Below are 15815 nucleotides of genomic sequence, written 5' to 3' on the forward strand. Positions count from 1 at the left end.
CGGTGTAGTCGAGTTCGGGAGTGGAGGGGCGGGGCGGGGCCGGAGTCGGGGGTGAGGGGGCCGGTGCGGGTGAGGGCGCGCCGGGGGGCATGGCCATGGCCGGGGCGGCGCTTCGAGCGCGGGCGGCGCCGGTGCGGGTGGGGGCGGCGCCCGCGAAGGGGGGTGGCGGGGGGCCGCCGTAGGCCACCGGGGCGGGCGGGGGCGCGGCGCCGCCCACCGCTTCGGCGGCCGGGGTGGGGCGGGGGCCGGCGGTCTCGTAGCCGGTGAAGAGGTCGGTGAGGCCGGCCGGGGGTTCGCGCCAGCCGGAGGGGGCGGGCGGGGGCTGGCGGCGGCCGATGCGCAGGGAGCGGAGGGTGGGCAGGTCGGTGCGGCGCCGGAGGTCGGCGGTGGCCAGGGAGAGGCGTACGCCGGTCCAGTCCTCGCCGGTCCGCTGGGCGACGGAGGCGCGCATGAGGAGTCGGCCGCCGCCGTCGCCCTGGCGGTAGGAGAGGCGGTAGGCGGGGACCCAGACGGCGCCCGGGACGCCGTACTCCAGCTCCAGTTCCGCCTCGGTGGCCTGGGTGTCGAGGGTGAGCAGGGCGGAGACCTCGGTGCGGACGCGGGTGGAGGGGGTGGCGGTGGAGGCCCGTTCCAGCCGGTCGACGGCTGTCTCGTAGCGGTGCTCGGCCTCGCGCAGTTCCCGCTCCAGGGCGGTGAGGCGGGTGTGCAGGGCGGTCAGCCGCTCCTCGGTGAAGTCGGCGAGGGCCAGCCAGGCGTCGACCGGGGTGCGGCGGTGGGGCTCGTCGCGCTTCCTGGCGGGCGGGGTAGGGCGGAGGGCGGAGACCTCGTCGATCAGGCCGCGCTGCCGGTCGCGGCGTTCCTCGGCGGCCCGGTAGGCGTCGCACAGGCGCTCGGCCTCGTGGCGGAGGTCGTCTGACGGCTCGGCGGTCTCCGCGGGCTCGGCCTGGACCTCGATGCGGGCCTCGGTGACGCGGGTGCCGTCGGGGGTGAGGGCGCGGACCCGCAGGGAGCCGGGGTCCAGGGCGCGGGGCAGCCCGGTCACCCGGACCCGGCCGTCGGGTGGGACGGCGCCCCGGGCCAGTCGGCGGCAGAGGGCGCCCCGCGCGTACACGGTGACCGCGTCGAGGGTCGAATCCCAGCTGCCGGCCTGTGTGGTGGTCATGTCGACGCCCCCCGTGGTGTCCATGGTGGGCGCAGCCTACGCGGCCCGGCGGCGCGGTCCGCACGCTGGGTCACCACACCAACGGCGTACACCACCGCGCCGCCCGTCCCCGTTCGGACCAGCCTGGGGGCAGACCGCAGGGGCACTGGTCCGTCGTCGGGATCGCCGGCTCGGCGCTCCGCGTCGGCGCCCGGCCCCGCGTACGTCAGGAGATCCGCATGGACACCGCTTCAGCCTCCCGGGCGGAACACCGCTGGGAACACGTCGTCGTGACCGGTGGCGCCGGTTTCGTCGGCTCGCACCTGTGCGCCACGCTGCTGGCCTCGGGGGCCGCCGTCACCTGTGTGGACGACTTCAGCACCGGTCGGCGGGAGAACATATCCGCGCTGCTGGGGCGGCCCGGGTTCGCGCTGGTGGAGGCGAACGTCTCGGAGCCGTTCTCGGTGGGGCGCCGGCCGGATCTGGTACTGCACTTCGCCTCGCCCGCCTCGCCGGCGGACTATCTGCGGCTTCCGCTGCACACCTTGGAGGTGGGCAGTTCGGGCACCCGGCACGCGCTGGAGCTGGCGCATGAGAGCGGGGCCCGGTTCCTGCTGGCGTCGACCTCGGAGGTGTACGGGGATCCGCAGCAGCATCCGCAGAACGAGCGGTACTGGGGCAACGTCAACCCGGTGGGGCCGCGCAGTGTGTACGACGAGGCCAAGCGGTTCGGGGAGGCGCTGACCACGGCGGAGGCGGAGGTGCACGGCACCGACGCGGGGATCGTGCGGCTGTTCAACACCTACGGTCCGGGGATGCGCGGCCATGACGGGCGGGCGGTGCCGACCTTCGTCCGGCAGGCGCTGGCCGGAGAGCCGCTGACGGTGACCGGGGACGGCACCCAGACCCGGTCGCTCTGCTACATCGACGACACCGTGGAGGGGGTGCTGAGGGCGGCCGCGGCGCGGCTGCGGGGGCCGGTGAACATCGGCAACCCGGACGAGCTGACCATGCTGGAGCTGGCGTGGCTGGTGATCGAGCTGACCGGTTCGGCGTCGGACATCCGCTTCATCGACCGGCCGGTGGACGACCCGGCGGTGCGCTGCCCGGACATCACCCTGGCGCGGGACAAGCTCCAGTGGGAGCCGCGGGTGAGCGCCGAGGAGGGGCTGCGGCGCACCATCGCCTGGTTCCGCGAGCACCCCGAGGGCCGCTGAGCCCGATCCCGTACTCCCCCATCCGCCGTCAGGCATCCGCCAGAAGGCATTCGCCGAAAGGCCAGGGACTTCATGCGCATCCTCGGAATCAACGCCCTCTTCCACGACCCCGCCGCCGCGCTGGTGATCGACGGGCACACGGTGGCCGCCGCCGAGGAGGAACGTTTCTCTCGGCGGAAGCACGGCAAGCGGCCGGTGCCGTTCTCGGCCTGGGAGCTGCCCGAGCAGGCGGCGGCCTGGTGCCTGCGGCGGGCCGGGCTGCGGCCCCAGGACCTGGACGCGGTCGCCTACTCCTTCGATCCGGCGCTGGCGCGTCCGGCCGGGGAGCTGGGGCTGGACGACCCCTGGGACCATCTGCGGCAGGAGTACGCGCGCCAGGCACCGGACTTCCTGCGCACCGCGCTGCCGGGGCTGGACCCGGCGATCGTGCGGTTCGTGCCGCACCACATGGCGCACGCCGCCTCGGGCGCGTTCGCCGCCGAGGGCGCGGACACCTCCTCCGTCCTGGTGCTGGACGGACGCGGTGAGTGCGCCTCGCATCTGGCGGCGCGCCGGGTGCACAGCCGGCTGGAGCCGCTGTACGCGCAGGAGCTGCCGCACTCCCTGGGCCTGGTCTACGAGGAGCTGACCGAGCACCTGGGGTTCCTGCGCTCCTCGGACGAGTTCAAGGTGATGGCGCTGGCCTCGCACGGGCGGCCCCGGATGCTGGCCGAGCTGCGCAGGTATGTGCATCCGACCGGGGACGGCGGCTTCCGGGCGGCCGGGGTGCCGTGGGCGGAGTTCTGCGCGCGGCGGGGGCCGGAGGAGGCCTGGACGCAGGACCACGCGGATGTGGCGGCCAGCGCCCAGGCGGTGCTGGAGGAGACCCTGCTCGACCTGGTGCGCTGGCTGCACGGCCAGACCCACGACCGGCTGCTGACCATGGCCGGCGGGGTGGCGCTGAACTGCGTGGCCAACGCCCGGATCGCCGCCGAGGGGCCGTTTCACCGGGTGTGGGTGCAGCCCGCGGCCGGGGACGCCGGGACGGCGCTGGGCGGGGCGCTGCTGCTGGCCGCGCGGGAGGGCGACGAGCCGGAGCCGATGCCGGGCGCGGACCTGGGGCGGGACTGGACCGACGCGGAGCTGGGGGCCTGGCTGAAGACGGCGGCGGTGCCGTTCGACCGGCCGCCGGACATCGCCGCCACGGTCGCCGAGACCCTGGCGGACAACGGCGTCGTCGCCTGGTTCCAGGGGCGTTCGGAGTTCGGGCCGAGGGCGCTGGGGCACCGCTCGCTGCTGGCGCACCCGGGCCACGCGGGCAACCTGGAGCGGCTGAACGACGTCAAGGGGCGCGAGCAGTTCCGGCCGGTGGCGCCCATGGTGCTGGCCGAGCGGGCGGGTGAGCTGTTCACCGGGCAGATCCCCTCGCCGTACATGCTCTTCGTGCACGGGGTGGCCCCCGAGTGGCGGGAGCGGATCCCGGCGGTGGTCCATGTCGACGGCACCGCCCGGATCCAGACCGTGGACGCGCGCACCGAGCCGCTGGTGGCGCGGATGCTCACCGAGTTCGAGCGGCGCACCGGGCTGCCGGTGGTGGTGAACACCAGCCTCAACACGGCCGGCCGGCCGATGGTGGACGACCCCCGGGACGCGCTGGAGTGCTTCGGCTCCTCGCCGGTGGACCTGCTGGCCATCGGCCCGTACGCGGTGCGGCGCGGGGACTTCTTCCGCTCCGACGACACCGATGACGCCTCGCGGCGCCGGGGGGTGTGAGCGGTGGACATCCTGCTGTGGCATGTGCACGGGTCGTGGACCACGGCGTTCGTCCAGGGGCCGCACCGCTATCTGGTGCCGGTGACCCCGGAGCGCTGCCCGGACGGGCTGGGGCGGGCCCGGACCTTCTCCTGGCCGGACTCGGTACGGGAGGTCACCCCCGAGGAGCTGCGGGACGCGCCGGTGGACCTGGTGGTCCTCCAGCGGCCGCACGAACTGGAGCTGGCCCAGCGGTGGCTGGGCGGGCGGCGGCCCGGCCGGGACGTGCCGGCGGTGTATCTGGAGCACAACGCGCCCGACGGGGACGTGCCGGAGACCCGGCATCCCTGCGTGGACCGCTCCGATCTGACGCTGGTGCACGTCACCCACTTCAACCGGTTGTTCTGGGACTGCGGGACCACCCGCACCGAGGTGGTCGAGCACGGGATCGTGGACCCCGGGCACCGCTACACCGGGACGGTGGAGCGGGCCGCGGTGGTGGTCAACGAGCCGGTGCGGCGCGGCCGTTACACCGGGACGGATCTGCTGCCCGCGCTGAGCGAGGCGGCGCCGCTGGATGTGTTCGGGATGCGCACCGAGGGGCTGGCCGCCCACCTGGGGCTGGGCGAGGACCGGGTGCGGACCGCCGACCTGCCGCAGCGGGAGCTGCACGGGGCGATGGCCGAGCGGCGGCTGTATCTGCACCCGGTGCGCTGGACCTCGCTGGGCCTGTCGCTGCTGGAGGCGATGCACCTGGGCATGCCGGTGGTGGCGCTGGCCACCACGGAGGCGGTGGAGGCGGTGCCGGCCGGTGCCGGGACGCTCTCCACCCGGCCCGAGGTGCTGGCCCGGGCCGCGCGCCGGTACCTCCACGAGCCGGAGGCGGCCGCCGAGGACGGCGCCCGGGCCCGGCAGGCGGCACTGGAACGGTACGGACTCAAGCGCTTCCTGGCCGACTGGGAGCGTGTGATGACGGAGGTGTGCTCATGACCTCGCTCGAACCGGCCTCCGCGGCCCGCCCGTTCGGGGCGGCCACGCTGGGGCTGCCCCCGGTCGGCGGCCCGGGCGGGCGGCGGCTGCGGCTGGCCCTGGTCTCCGAGCACGCCAGCCCGCTCGCGGCGCTCGGCGGGGTGGACGCGGGCGGCCAGAACGTGCATGTGGCCCGGCTGGCGAGCGCGCTCGCCGACCGCGGCCACCAGGTGGCCGTCTACACCCGCCGGGACTCCCCCGACCTGCCGGAGCGGGTGGCGCTGCGCCCCGGAGTGGAGGTCCGCCATGTGCCGGCCGGGCCCGCCGAGGCGGTGCCCAAGGACGAACTGCTGCCCCATATGGCGGAGTTCGGCGACTGGCTGGCCCGGCAGTGGCGGGAGCGCCCGCCGGACCTGGTCCACTCGCACTACTGGATGTCCGGGGTGGCCTGCCTGCGCGCGGTGCGCGCCACCGGGCTGCCGCTGGTGCACACGTACCACGCGCTCGGCACCGTGAAGCGGCGCCACCAGGGCGAGGCGGACACCAGCCCGCCGGAGCGGGTGGAGCGCGAGCGGGAGGTGGGGCTCGGCTGCGACCGGATCGTGGCCACCTGCCATGACGAGGTGTTCGAACTGACCATGATGCGGCTGCCGGTGGAGAAGACCGGGGTCGTGCCGTGCGGGGTGGACACCGAGCAGTTCCGACCGGACGGCCCCTCCGCGCCGCGCACCGGGGGCCTGCCGCACCGGCTGGTGCAGCTCGGCCGGCTGGTGCCCCGCAAGGGCGCCGGGGTCTCGCTGGCCGCCCTGGGCCGGCTGCCGGACACCGAGCTGCTGATCGTCGGCGGCCCGCCCGCCGACCGGGTGGACGCCGATCCGGAGGTCCGCCGGCTGCGGGAGGCGGCCCGGCTCGCCGGAGTGGCGGACCGGGTCCGCTTCACCGGGGGCGTGGCCCCCGACGCGGTGGCGCCGCTGCTGCGCAGCGCGGACGTGGTGCTCTGCCCGGCGGACTACGAGCCGTTCGGCATCGTCCCGCTGGAGGCGATGGCCTGCGGGCGGCCGGTGGTGGCCAGCGCGGTCGGCGGCCAGCTGGACACGGTGGCCGATCCGGCGACCGGCCGGCTGGTGCCGCCGCGCGATCCGGAGGCGCTGGCCGCGGCGGTCGCCGCGCTGCTGGCCGACCCGGCGCTGCGGGCCGCGTGCGGGGCGGCCGGCCGGCGGCGGGTGCTCAGCCGCTACGGCTGGGCGCGGGTCGCGGCGGCCACCGAGCGGGAGTACGCCGTGGTCCTGGCGGCCCGTCCCGCGGTCACCGGGGCCACCGGGGCGGCCTGAGCCCCGGGTCCCGATCCCGTCCGGCGGCCGCTGCCCGCGCGCCGCCGGCTCCCCTCCCCCGAGCCCTCTCCCCTCCCTCGACATCCCTCTGCTGGTCCCGCCCGGTTGTGCTCCGTCGACGTCCGAAGGAGGTGCGGGCCGCCTCGCCCCCAAGGCAGGCCGCGCCCGAACGCCATGACAGATCCCCACGCACCGACCGGCCCTGCCGCCGGTCCCCCGCTCGCCGCGGCGCAGGCGCACTGCCGGGCGCTGATCGACGCGCTCACCGTCTTCCGGGAGCGGCACCTCGGCACCCTCGACCGGTGGGGCGCCCATCTGGCGGCCGTCCTGCCGGTCGGCGGGCGGCTGCTGGCCGCCGGCAACGGCGGCAGCGCGGCACAGGCCCAGCATCTGACGGCCGAGCTGGTAGGCCGCTACCAGCGGGAGCGGCCGGCGTTCTCGGCCATCTCGCTGCACGCCGAGACCTCCAGTGTGACCGCGATCGGCAACGACTACGGCTTCGACCAGGTGTACGCACGGCAGGTCGCCGCGCACGGCCGCCCCGGTGACGTCCTGGTGCTGCTGTCCACCTCGGGCCGCAGCGCCAACCTCGTCCTGGCGGCGGCGACCGCCCGCCGGGCCGGGCTGCTGGTGTGGGCGGTGACCGGCCCCGGGCCCAACCCGCTGGCGGAGGCGGCCGACGAGGCGCTGTGCGTGGAGGCCGCGACGACGGCGACCGTGCAGGAGGCCCATCTGGTCGCCGTCCATCTGCTGTGCGAGAGCTTCGACGCCGCGGTGGCGGCCGGTCCGCCGGCCCGCGCGGCGGGTGCCGCCTCGCCCGTCCTGGCCCACCGGAGGATGTCATGAGCGCACGCAAGCCGCTGGTCGTCGTCGGCGACGTCCTGCTGGACGAGGACATCGAGGGTGTCTCCACCCGGCTGGCGCCGGACGCGCCCGCGCCGGTGGTGGACGTCACCGGTGACCAGAGCCGCCCCGGCGGGGCCGGGCTCGCCGCGGCGCTCGCCTCCCGCGGCGGGCGGGACGTGGTGCTGGTGACGGCGCTGGGCGACGACCCGGCGAGCGACGCGGTGCGCCGCTCGCTGCGCGGCAGGGTCCGGGTGGTGGAGCTGCCGCTGCACGGCACCCTGCCGGTGAAGACCCGGGTGCTGGCGGGCGGCCGTCCGCTGGTGCGGATCGACCGGGGCGGCGGCGACCCGGGCGAGCCGGACCAGGCGGTCCGCGACACGCTGGCCGATGCCCAGGCGATCCTGGTGGCCGACTACGGGCGGCACACCGCGCGCGCGGTACGCGGGCCGCTGGCGGAGGTGGCGCCGAGGGTGCCGGTGGTGTGGGACCCGCACCTCAAGGGCGACGCGCCGGTGGCCGGGGCCCGGCTGGTGACCCCGAACGCGGCGGAGGCCCGGGCGCTGTGCCGGGGCGGCGGCGAGTCGCTGCGGGACTACGCGGGGCGCGGCGCCCAGCTCGCCGAGCGGTGGAAGGCCGCGGCGGTGGCGGTGACGCTCGGCGAGCGCGGGGTGCTGCTGACCCGGCCGGGCACCTCCACGCCGATGCTGGTGCCCGCGCCCTACCGGGCGGACGGCGACCCGTGCGGCGCGGGGGACGCCTTCGCGGCCGCCACGGCGGCGGCGCTGGCCGACGGCGCCCTGCCGGAGGAGGCGGTGCAGCGGGCGGTGGAGGAGGCCGCGGCCTTCGTGGCGGCCGGCGGGGCGGGCAACCCGTCGCTCTGGCGGGCGACGGCCCCGTCCCGTACCGAGGCGCCGGTGTCCGATCCGTTCGTGCTGGCCGAGCGGGTCCGCGCGCGCGGCGGCACGGTGGTGGCCACCGGCGGCTGCTTCGACCTGCTGCACGCCGGCCATGTGGGGCTGCTGGAGAGCGCCCGCCGGATCGGTGACTGCCTGATCGTGTGTGTGAACTCGGACGAGTCGGTGGAGCGGCTGAAGGGCCCGGGCCGCCCGCTCAACCCGCTGAGCGACCGGGTGCGGGTGCTGGCCGGGATGGGCAGTGTGGACGCGGTCGCCGTCTTCGACGGGGACACCCCGGCGGAGCTGCTGTCCCGGCTGCGGCCGGACGTCTGGGTGAAGGGCGGCGACTACTCGGCGGAGGACCTTCCGGAGGCGGAGGTGCTGCACGGCTGGGGCGGCCAGGCGGTGGTGCTGCCGTATCTGGACGGCCGCTCGACCACCGTGCTGGCCCGCCGGGCCGCCGAGGCCGCGGCGCCGGTCCGGCCCCCGGGACGCTGAGCGGCCCCGCCGCGGGCGAGGACCACCCCGGTGCGCGCCGGGTGCGGCCGGACCTGGCCGCACCCGGCGTAGGGCTGTGCCGGGGCCTTGGCTTGGTCGGTCCCGGTCAGGCGGCCGCGCCGACATGAGCGCTCCCGCCTGATGGGGGCCGGGCTGAGGCCCGGCTTGATCCGTCCCGGTCAGGCGGCCGCGCCGACGGGCTGCCGGGTCTCGGCGGCCGGGGCGGGGCGCGGTGCGGGGACGGTCGCGGTGAGTGGTGCGGCCGGGATCGCGGGGGCTTCCGGCAGGAGTACGGGGAGGGCGGGCGCGGGGTGCGCGCGGCGGCGGTGCAGCAGGTGGCCGGCCAGGACGGAGCCGGCGATGAGCAGTCCGCCGGCCACCAGGGCGCCCCGGGCCCCGGCGTACTCCATCAGCAGGCCCAGGGCGGGCGGCCCGGCCAGGCCCCATCCGGTGCGGACGCTGCCCCACACCCCGAGGACCCGGCCGCGCAGCCGGGCCGGCGGATCGGTCTGCAGCACGGTGGTGCCCGCGGTGTCGGAGATCGACTCGACCACGGCCATCGGCAGCACCAGGACCAGCAGCATGGCCAGCGACGGGGAGACCCCGGCCACCACCTGGAGCAGGCCGCCGGCCGCGGCGAGGGTGCCCACCAGCCGTACCGAGGGCCTGCGCAGCCGGGCGCCGAGGACGGCGCCGAGGATCCCGCCGACCGCGAGCACCGTGGAGACGGTGCCGAAGGCGCCGGCGCCGCCGGCGAGCGGACCGGTGACCAGGACGGCGAGGGTGAGCCCGTAGTTGCGGCCGAAGACGGCGCTGATACCGGTGACCCCGGCGAGGGCGAGCAGCCGGGGGCTGCGGGCGAAGTAGCGCAGCCCCTCGCGCATGCCCAGGTCGTCCTCGTGCGGCGCCGAACCCTGGGCAGGGGCGGGCGCGCGGGCGGGGAGGGCGCCGGGGGCGGGGCGGAGGAACGGGATGACGGCGGTGACGAAGAGGAACGACAGCCCGTTGGCGGCGTACGCGGCGGCGGTGCCGAGCGCACCGACGGTGATCCCGGCGAGGGCGGCGCCGATCAGCCGGCCGGCGCTGTGCACCAGGGAGCCGACGCCGATGGCGGACGGCACGTCCTCGGGCGGCACCAGGTCGTTGCCGAGCAGCGAGCAGGCGGGGCCGTCCACGGTGGCGATCAGCCCGGTGACGGCGGCCAGCGCCATCAGCACGCCCACGTTCAGCTGGTCGAGGGCGACCAGCACCGCGGTGGTGAAGGCGACCGCGCCCAGCAGTGCCTGGCTGACCGCGGCGGTCAGCCTGCGGGGCCAGCGGTCCACGGCGGCGCCGCCCGCCAGGCTCATCAGCAGGCCCGGCGCGGCCTGCACGGAGAGCGAGAGCCCGGTGGCGGCGGCCGAGCCGGTGATCTGGAGGACCAGCAGGTTCTGCACGGTGAGCTGCATCCACGTCCCCGCGTTGGAGACGAGGTTCGCGGCGGACCACCACCGCATGCCCGGGTGGCGCAGGGAGCGCCAGGGCGAGTGCCCTCCGCTGGGCCGTCGGCGGGCGAAGCGCCGAGGGCGGTGGTCGGTGGCGGGCGCGGGAGGCGGAAGGGAAGAAGGCACGGTGCGAAGGTGGGTCGGACGGGCGCGGCGGTGGCCGGGGCACCCGGTTGGCGGCATCCGGGGCGCACGGCCGCGGACGCCGGCGGCGCCGCGCGGCGGGGGCCACCGGATCGGACGGACGCCGGGCCCCTTCCCGAGGGAGGGCGGCCCGGCGGCGCGGACCATCGTGGCAGAAGTGCCCCCGGGGTCCGTGCCGTCGGTCGGCCCCGCACCCGGCCGGAGGGGCCCGCGGCCCTTGCGCCGCCTGGCCTCCGCGGTCCCCGGTGGGGTTGCTCACAGGAGCCGTCCGGGGTGCCGGACGGGGTGGCCCGGGCCACAGTTGGGGGGAGGTCCGGCGGTGGGCCAGGAGCGGAGGCGCGGCGGGTATGGACAGCGGTGGGCGGGTGGATCTGCGGGGCCGGCAGGCGCTGGTGACCGGCGCGGCCCGGGGGCTGGGCGCGGCGATCGCCCGTCGGCTGGCCGGGGCGGGGGCGTCGGTGCTGGTCGCCGACGTCCGCAAGGAGCCGGCCCGGGAGCTGTGCGAGGAGCTGGCCCGGGGCGGGGCCGAGGCGCGGTTCGTGGAGCTGGACGTCACCGACGCGGCGGCGGTCGCGGGGGTGTTCCGGGAGCTGGAGGAGGCCGGGCGGGCGGTAGACGTGCTGGTCAACAACGCCGCGGTGGACGTCTCCAAGCCCATCGAGCATCTGGCGGCGGCGGAGGTGGAGCGGGTGGTAGCCACCAATCTGCTGGGGCCGGTCTATCTGTGCCTGGAGGTCTACCGGCGGATGATCGCCCGGGGCGGCGGGCACATCGTGAACATCCTCTCCACGGCGGCCCATCGGACGTGGACGGAGGCGGGGCCGTACTCGGCCGCCAAGTCGGGTCTGCGGGCGTTCACCCACACGCTGTTCAAGGAGGCCCAGCGGGACTGCCCGGGCATCGGGGTGACCGGGATCATCGCGGGCGGGATGGAGACCCCGTTCATCCTGGAGCGGTTCCCGGACGCGGACACCTCGATGCTGCAGAGTCCGGAGATCGTGGCGGACACGGTGCTCTACGCGCTGTCGGTCCCGGCGGGCAGTGCGGTGGGCGAGCTGGTGGTGGTGCCGCGCCGGGAGCCGTCCTGGCCGTGAGGCGGCCCGGGGTCACCGGATGAGGACGAAGAACATCCAGACGACGGCGATGACGAAGACCACGCCGACCGCCCGGTTCATCGCGTAGCCGCGGGCGTTGGGCTCGGTGGCGTCGTAGTCCTTCACAAAGGGCTTCTGGAGCGGGCGGTTGAGCCGCCAGAGCAGCTGCGGGCGCACCACCTGCACGATGCCCATCACCAGGAACAGGGCGAGCAGGACGTAGAGGAAGGGGTTGGTACCGCCGTTCCCGCCGGCATCGGCGAGTAGCTGTGATCTCATACCGGCCCCTCTACCCCCGAACTGCGAGGCGACGCGGGCCTGTTCAGCCCGCCGGCCGGCCGGTGCGCAGCATCCGCAGCACGGCCCGTTCGGCGGCGCCCTGGGTGGCCGGGACGCCGGGGGTGCCCTCGCCGCCGAGGCGGGGCAGCGCGGCGGCGACGGTGACGCCCTCCTCGTACAGCTCGATGACGCGCGGGTTGATGTAGGAGGCGCGGCAGACGGCAGGGGTGTTGCCGAGGTAGTGCGAGACCTCGCGGGCGGCGCGGGCGATGGCACGCTTGCGGGCGCTCTCGCTGTGCGCGGCGCCCTGGGAGACGGCCAGCGCCACAGCAGCCATCACGGTGGCGTGCCAGGTGCGGAAGTCCTTGGCGGTGATGTCCAGGCCGGCGACCTCCTTGAGGTAGGCGTTCACGTCCTCGCCGTTGACGTCGTGCCAGTCGGGCCGGTCCCAGTAGGCGAGCAGCCGGTCGCCGCCGCCGCGGCGGCGGTTGAGGGCGGTGAGGGTGCGGCAGGCCGGCGGGTCGACCACGGCGTGCACCTGCTCCTTGCCGTGCTTGCCGGTGTAGGTGAGGGTGACCTCGGCGGCGGTGCACTGGGTGTGGGCGCGGGTGAGGGTGGTCAGTCCGTAGCTGTTGTTGAGTTCGGTGTAGCGCTCGCTGCCGATCCGGAAGAAGCCGAGGTCGAGCAGGCGTACGGCGGTGGCGAGGACCCGCTGCCGGGTCAGTCCGCGGTCGGAGAGGTGCCCTTCGACGGTCTCCCGTACGGCGGGCAGGACCTCCGCCACGTCGAGGACGTGCTCGTGTTTGGCGGCTTCCTGCTCGGCGCGGAACTGCGGGTGGTAGAGGTACTGCCGTCGTCCGGCGGCGTCGGTGCCGACGGCCTGGAGGTGGCCGTTGGCCCGGGTGCAGATCCACACCTCCCGCCAGGCGGGCGGGATGACCAAAGCTTTGATCCGAGCCAGCTGTGCCTTGTCGCGCAGGGGCGTGCCGCCGGGAGTGAGGTAGCGGAAGCCCCGGCCGTGGTGCCTGCGCCCGTACCCGGGGTCGGTGGGGCGGCTGTGGTGGAGGCGCAACGCCTGCTCCTGAGGTGAGGCCACGGGCCGCCGGGGTTCCGCGTGGACGTCGCGCCGGGTGGGCACGGCGTCCGGTCCGGACGCTCTGCGGTGGTGGAAGGGGATCGGGGGTGGTGGAAGGGGATCGGGGGTGGTGGAAGGGGATCGGGGGTGGTGGGAGGGGGCGGGGAGGGTCAGGCCGGTTTCAGCGGGTCGTGGCCGATGTCCATCAGCCCGTGCCGCCAGTCGGTGCCGCCGGCCTTCGGGTCGAGGGAGGGGCCGCGCTGGGAGCGGACGATCTCCACCACCCGTTCCATGGTCTCGACGTCGCCGGAGGTGAGGTCGGTGCGGCGCTTGCCGAGGATGTCGAGGACGTGCCGTCCGGTGGGCTTGCCGGCCCGGTCGGGCACCTCTTCGCTCGTCTCGCCCGCGGACTCGGTGGCCAGCCACTCCTGGAGTTCGCGGGAGGTCATGTTGACCACGGTGTGGAACTCGTCCCAGAGCGCGTCGCTGATCTCGGACACCGCCATGACGGCCTCCTTGTCCTTGTCGCCTCGTGCGTGGGGCCGGTGGTCACGGCCCGTACGGCGGGTTGCCGCCGGTCGGTCGCGTGCCGGGTTTCCTGCCGGAGCCGGGGCAAACACGGGCCGTGGCCCGGGGCGCGGTCAGCCGCCGTCCGGGGCGGTTGCGGCCGCGGCGCCGTGGCCCGGGGCGTCCTCGTCCGGCAGTGGCTGCTCGGCCCAGATGGTCTTGCCGGTGGGGGTGTAGCGGGTGCCCCACTGCTGGGTCATCCGGGCCACCAGGAACAGTCCCCGGCCGCCCTCGTCCTCGCTGCCGGCCCGCCGCAGGTGCGGGGAGGTGTGCCCGGTGTCGGAGACCTCGCAGATCAGGGTGCGGTCGCGGATCAGCCGGAGCTCGATGGGGCCGGAGGCGTAGCGGATGGCGTTGGTGACCAGTTCGCTGACGACCAGCTCGGTGGTGAAGGCGAGCTCGCCGTCCAGGCCCCAGGCGCCGACCTGCCCGGTGGCCAGGGTGCGGGCGCGGCCGACCGCCTCCGGGTCGTCGGCCAGCTCCCAGACGGCCACCTCGTCGCGGTCCAGCACCCGGGTGCGGACCAGCAGCAGGGCGGCGTCGTCCTCGACCGGGCCGGGCAGCAGGGTGGCGACGACCCGGTCGCCGAGGGTCTCCAGCGGGCGGCGGTGGTCGGCGAGCACGGCGTGCAGCGCGGCCACCTCGGCGTCCCGGTCGCGGCCCCGGCCCTGTACCAGGCCGTCGGTGTACAGGGCGAGGACGCTGCCCTGGGGCAGGGCGAACTCGGCGCTCTGGAAGGGAAGTCCGCCCAGGCCGAGCGGAGGCCCGGCCGGGATCTCGGGGTGGAGTACGGCGCCGGTGGCCGGGTCGACCAGGGCGGGCGGCGGGTGCCCGGCGCGGGCCATGCTGCACCGTCCGGTGACCGGGTCGTAGACCGCGTAGAGGCAGGTGACGCCGAGCGCGTCGTCCTCGCCGCCGTCCGGGACGGCGGTCCGTTCGTGGGCGTCCTGGGTGACCAGCTCGTCCAGCCGGGTGAGCAACTCGTCGGGCGGCAGGTCGAGCCGGGCGAGCGCGCGGACGCTGGTGCGCAGCCGGCCCATGGTGGCGGCGGCCCGTACGCCGTGGCCGACGACGTCGCCGACGACCAGGCCGACCCGGGTGCCGGAGAGCGCGATGACGTCGTACCAGTCGCCGCCGACTCCGGCGCCGGAGTCGGCGGGCAGATAGCGGTGGGCGACCTCGGCGCCGGTGACCCGGGGCAGATGGCGTGGGAGCAGGCTGCGCTGGAGGGTGAGCGCGGCGGTGTGCTCGCGGGTGAACCGGCGGGCGTTGTCGATGCAGACGGCGGCGCGGGCGACCAGTTCGTCGGCGACCGGCAGGTCCCCGGAGCCGAAGGGGTCGGGGTGGCTCTCCCGGCAGAAGGTGACGACGCCGAGCGCGGCGCCCTCGGTGCGCAGCGGGACGGCGAGCCGGGAGCGGACGGTGTCGCCGGGGCCCGGTTCCTGGAGCAGCGGGTGGCCGGCGGCGAGGCAGCGGGCCTGGAGGCTTTCGGGTGAGAGGTCGACGGGGTCGCGGCGGCGGGCGGGCCGGGTGGTGGCCGGGCCGGGTCCGTCCCAGACCCGCACCAGCCGGCGGGCGGGCGCGGTGCCGGGGGCGGGCTGGTCGCCGGCGAGGACGGCGTCGAGCAGGTCCACGGCGACGGAGTCGGCGAACTGCGGCACGATGACGGCGGCGAGTTCCTGGGCGGTGCGGTCCATGTCGAGCGTCTTGCCGACCATGCCGCCGGCCCGCACCAGCAGGTCCAGGCGCTGCTGGGCGAGGTAGCGCTCGGTGATGTCGACGCTCTCCTCGCAGACGCCGAGGGTGGTGCCGGCCGGGTCGGCGAGGCGGTAGTAGGAGCAGGACCAGACGTGGTCGTGGGCGAGGTCGGAGGGCGGGCGTCCGCTGTAGTGCAGGTCGGTGACGGGCTCGCCGGTGGCGAGGACCCCCCGCATGGTCTCCTCCAGGGTGGGCGGGTGGCCGGGGGTGAGCACCCGGCCGTCGGCGACTTGCTCGTCGGGGCCCATCCCGGTGTACTGGCCGTCGCCGCCCTCCTCGAACAGGGCGCGGTTGGTCCATACCACCCTCAGCGCGGTGTCGTAGATGGCGAGGCCGACCGGTGACTGGGTGGCGAGGCCGCGCAGCATGGACTGCAGGGCCTCCCAGCGGTCGTTCTCGTCGGCGTCGGCGACCACCAGCAGCCGGCCGGGGCCGCCGCCTCGGGTGGAGACCAGCGGCAGGGAGGCGGTGGCCACCCGGACGATCCGCCCGTCCCGGTGGCGCATGTGGACGACCTGGCGGCGGGCCTGCGCGGCGCCGGGCAGCTCGGTCGGCATCCGGTAGTGGCCGGGGCGCTCCACCACGAAGGAGCCGACGGTGCGGCCGGCGGCCTCGTGCGAGCGGTAGCCGAGCAGCGCCTCGGCGGCCGGGCTCCAGCCGACGATGGTGCCGTCGTCGTCCAGCACGGCCGTGGCCGCGCGGGTGAGGTCGAGGGGGCCGCGGAAGTCGGCACCCTCGTCCGCGTACACCGCGCCCATGGCACCTCCCTTCCCGTGTCCCCTCCC

General features: G+C 76.2%; 13 protein-coding genes. 7 read left to right on the top strand and 6 right to left on the bottom strand.

Annotation, left to right across the window (positions count from 1 at the left end; all coding sequences use genetic code 11):
* Positions 1 to 1162 (bottom strand): DUF4139 domain-containing protein (locus tag M1O15_RS15685; RefSeq protein ID WP_248634462.1); only part of this gene is annotated, 1162 nt, incomplete at its 3' end.
* Positions 1163 to 1380: 218 nt separating this feature from the next.
* On the opposite strand from M1O15_RS15685, the gene M1O15_RS15690 reads away from it, so the two are divergent.
* The 6 genes from M1O15_RS15690 to rfaE2 all read left to right on the top strand — a co-directional run bounded on the left by M1O15_RS15690 (position 1381) and on the right by rfaE2 (position 8629).
* Positions 1381 to 2358 carry a UDP-glucuronic acid decarboxylase family protein gene (locus M1O15_RS15690; RefSeq protein WP_248634463.1) on the top strand — a complete coding sequence of 326 codons (978 nt, stop codon included), beginning with the start codon at positions 1381 to 1383 and terminating at the stop codon, positions 2356 to 2358.
* Between the two features lie 72 nt (positions 2359 to 2430).
* On the top strand, positions 2431 to 4110 hold the full coding sequence (locus tag M1O15_RS15695) for a carbamoyltransferase family protein (protein ID WP_248634464.1): 1680 nt from the start codon (positions 2431 to 2433) through the stop codon (positions 4108 to 4110).
* Positions 4111 to 4113: 3 nt separating this feature from the next.
* Positions 4114 to 5079 carry a glycosyltransferase gene (locus M1O15_RS15700; RefSeq protein WP_248634465.1) on the top strand — a complete coding sequence of 322 codons (966 nt, stop codon included), beginning with the start codon at positions 4114 to 4116 and terminating at the stop codon, positions 5077 to 5079.
* Positions 5076 to 6389: a glycosyltransferase gene (locus tag M1O15_RS15705; protein WP_248634466.1), complete on the top strand. Its 1314-nt coding sequence runs from the start codon at positions 5076 to 5078 to the stop codon at positions 6387 to 6389. The genes M1O15_RS15700 and M1O15_RS15705 overlap by 4 nt, the downstream gene beginning before the upstream one ends.
* 174 nt (positions 6390 to 6563) lie before the next feature.
* Complete coding sequence (locus M1O15_RS15710) at positions 6564 to 7235, top strand: D-sedoheptulose-7-phosphate isomerase (RefSeq protein WP_248634467.1); 672 nt, start codon at positions 6564 to 6566, stop codon at positions 7233 to 7235.
* Entirely contained in the window at positions 7232 to 8629 is a 1398-nt protein-coding gene (gene rfaE2, locus M1O15_RS15715; protein ID WP_248634468.1) for a D-glycero-beta-D-manno-heptose 1-phosphate adenylyltransferase, read from the top strand. Before M1O15_RS15710 ends, rfaE2 begins: the two co-directional genes overlap by 4 nt.
* A gap of 179 nt (positions 8630 to 8808) precedes the next feature.
* Here rfaE2 and M1O15_RS15720 read toward each other — a convergent pair whose 3' ends face one another.
* On the bottom strand, positions 8809 to 10125 hold the full coding sequence (locus M1O15_RS15720) for an MFS transporter (protein ID WP_248634575.1): 1317 nt from the start codon (positions 10123 to 10125) through the stop codon (positions 8809 to 8811).
* Between the two features lie 479 nt (positions 10126 to 10604).
* Here M1O15_RS15720 and M1O15_RS15725 point away from each other — a divergent pair, with 479 nt between their 5' ends.
* A complete protein-coding gene (locus tag M1O15_RS15725) occupies positions 10605 to 11351 on the top strand; it encodes an SDR family oxidoreductase (protein ID WP_248634469.1) in 747 nt (248 codons plus the stop codon).
* Positions 11352 to 11363: 12 nt separating this feature from the next.
* Here the strand turns inward: M1O15_RS15725 and M1O15_RS15730 are convergent, their stop codons facing one another.
* From M1O15_RS15730 to M1O15_RS15745, 4 genes are all read right to left on the bottom strand, one after another.
* Positions 11364 to 11630 (bottom strand): DUF6199 family natural product biosynthesis protein, encoded by a 267-nt coding sequence (locus tag M1O15_RS15730; RefSeq protein WP_248634470.1) that lies wholly within the window; start codon positions 11628 to 11630, stop codon positions 11364 to 11366.
* Positions 11631 to 11673: 43 nt separating this feature from the next.
* Positions 11674 to 12702 carry a DNA topoisomerase IB gene (locus tag M1O15_RS15735; RefSeq protein WP_248634471.1) on the bottom strand — a complete coding sequence of 343 codons (1029 nt, stop codon included), beginning with the start codon at positions 12700 to 12702 and terminating at the stop codon, positions 11674 to 11676.
* A 173-nt stretch (positions 12703 to 12875) separates the two neighbouring features.
* Positions 12876 to 13211 carry a DUF3140 domain-containing protein gene (locus tag M1O15_RS15740; RefSeq protein ID WP_248634472.1) on the bottom strand — a complete coding sequence of 112 codons (336 nt, stop codon included), beginning with the start codon at positions 13209 to 13211 and terminating at the stop codon, positions 12876 to 12878.
* Positions 13212 to 13346: 135 nt separating this feature from the next.
* A complete protein-coding gene (locus M1O15_RS15745) occupies positions 13347 to 15788 on the bottom strand; it encodes a SpoIIE family protein phosphatase (RefSeq protein ID WP_248634473.1) in 2442 nt (813 codons plus the stop codon).
* Positions 15789 to 15815 lie beyond the last annotated feature (27 nt).

Origin of the sequence: Streptomyces lichenis (assembly GCF_023218175.1) — a bacterium.
Lineage (GTDB): Bacteria > Actinomycetota > Actinomycetes > Streptomycetales > Streptomycetaceae > Streptomyces > Streptomyces lichenis.

Excerpts from the sequence above, each read along its gene's own strand:
- M1O15_RS15710 (WP_248634467.1), top strand. The coding sequence starts at position 6,564 with ATGACAGATCCCCACGCACCGACCGGCCCTGCCGCCGGTCCCCCGCTC.
- M1O15_RS15745 (WP_248634473.1), bottom strand. The coding sequence starts at position 15,788 with ATGGGCGCGGTGTACGCGGACGAGGGTGCCGACTTCCGCGGCCCCCTC.
- M1O15_RS15730 (WP_248634470.1), bottom strand. The coding sequence starts at position 11,630 with ATGAGATCACAGCTACTCGCCGATGCCGGCGGGAACGGCGGTACCAAC.
- M1O15_RS15690 (WP_248634463.1), top strand. The coding sequence starts at position 1,381 with ATGGACACCGCTTCAGCCTCCCGGGCGGAACACCGCTGGGAACACGTC.
- rfaE2 (WP_248634468.1), top strand. The coding sequence starts at position 7,232 with ATGAGCGCACGCAAGCCGCTGGTCGTCGTCGGCGACGTCCTGCTGGAC.
- M1O15_RS15695 (WP_248634464.1), top strand. The coding sequence starts at position 2,431 with ATGCGCATCCTCGGAATCAACGCCCTCTTCCACGACCCCGCCGCCGCG.
- M1O15_RS15720 (WP_248634575.1), bottom strand. The coding sequence starts at position 10,125 with ATGCGGTGGTGGTCCGCCGCGAACCTCGTCTCCAACGCGGGGACGTGG.
- M1O15_RS15725 (WP_248634469.1), top strand. The coding sequence starts at position 10,605 with ATGGACAGCGGTGGGCGGGTGGATCTGCGGGGCCGGCAGGCGCTGGTG.
- M1O15_RS15740 (WP_248634472.1), bottom strand. The coding sequence starts at position 13,211 with ATGGCGGTGTCCGAGATCAGCGACGCGCTCTGGGACGAGTTCCACACC.
- M1O15_RS15705 (WP_248634466.1), top strand. The coding sequence starts at position 5,076 with ATGACCTCGCTCGAACCGGCCTCCGCGGCCCGCCCGTTCGGGGCGGCC.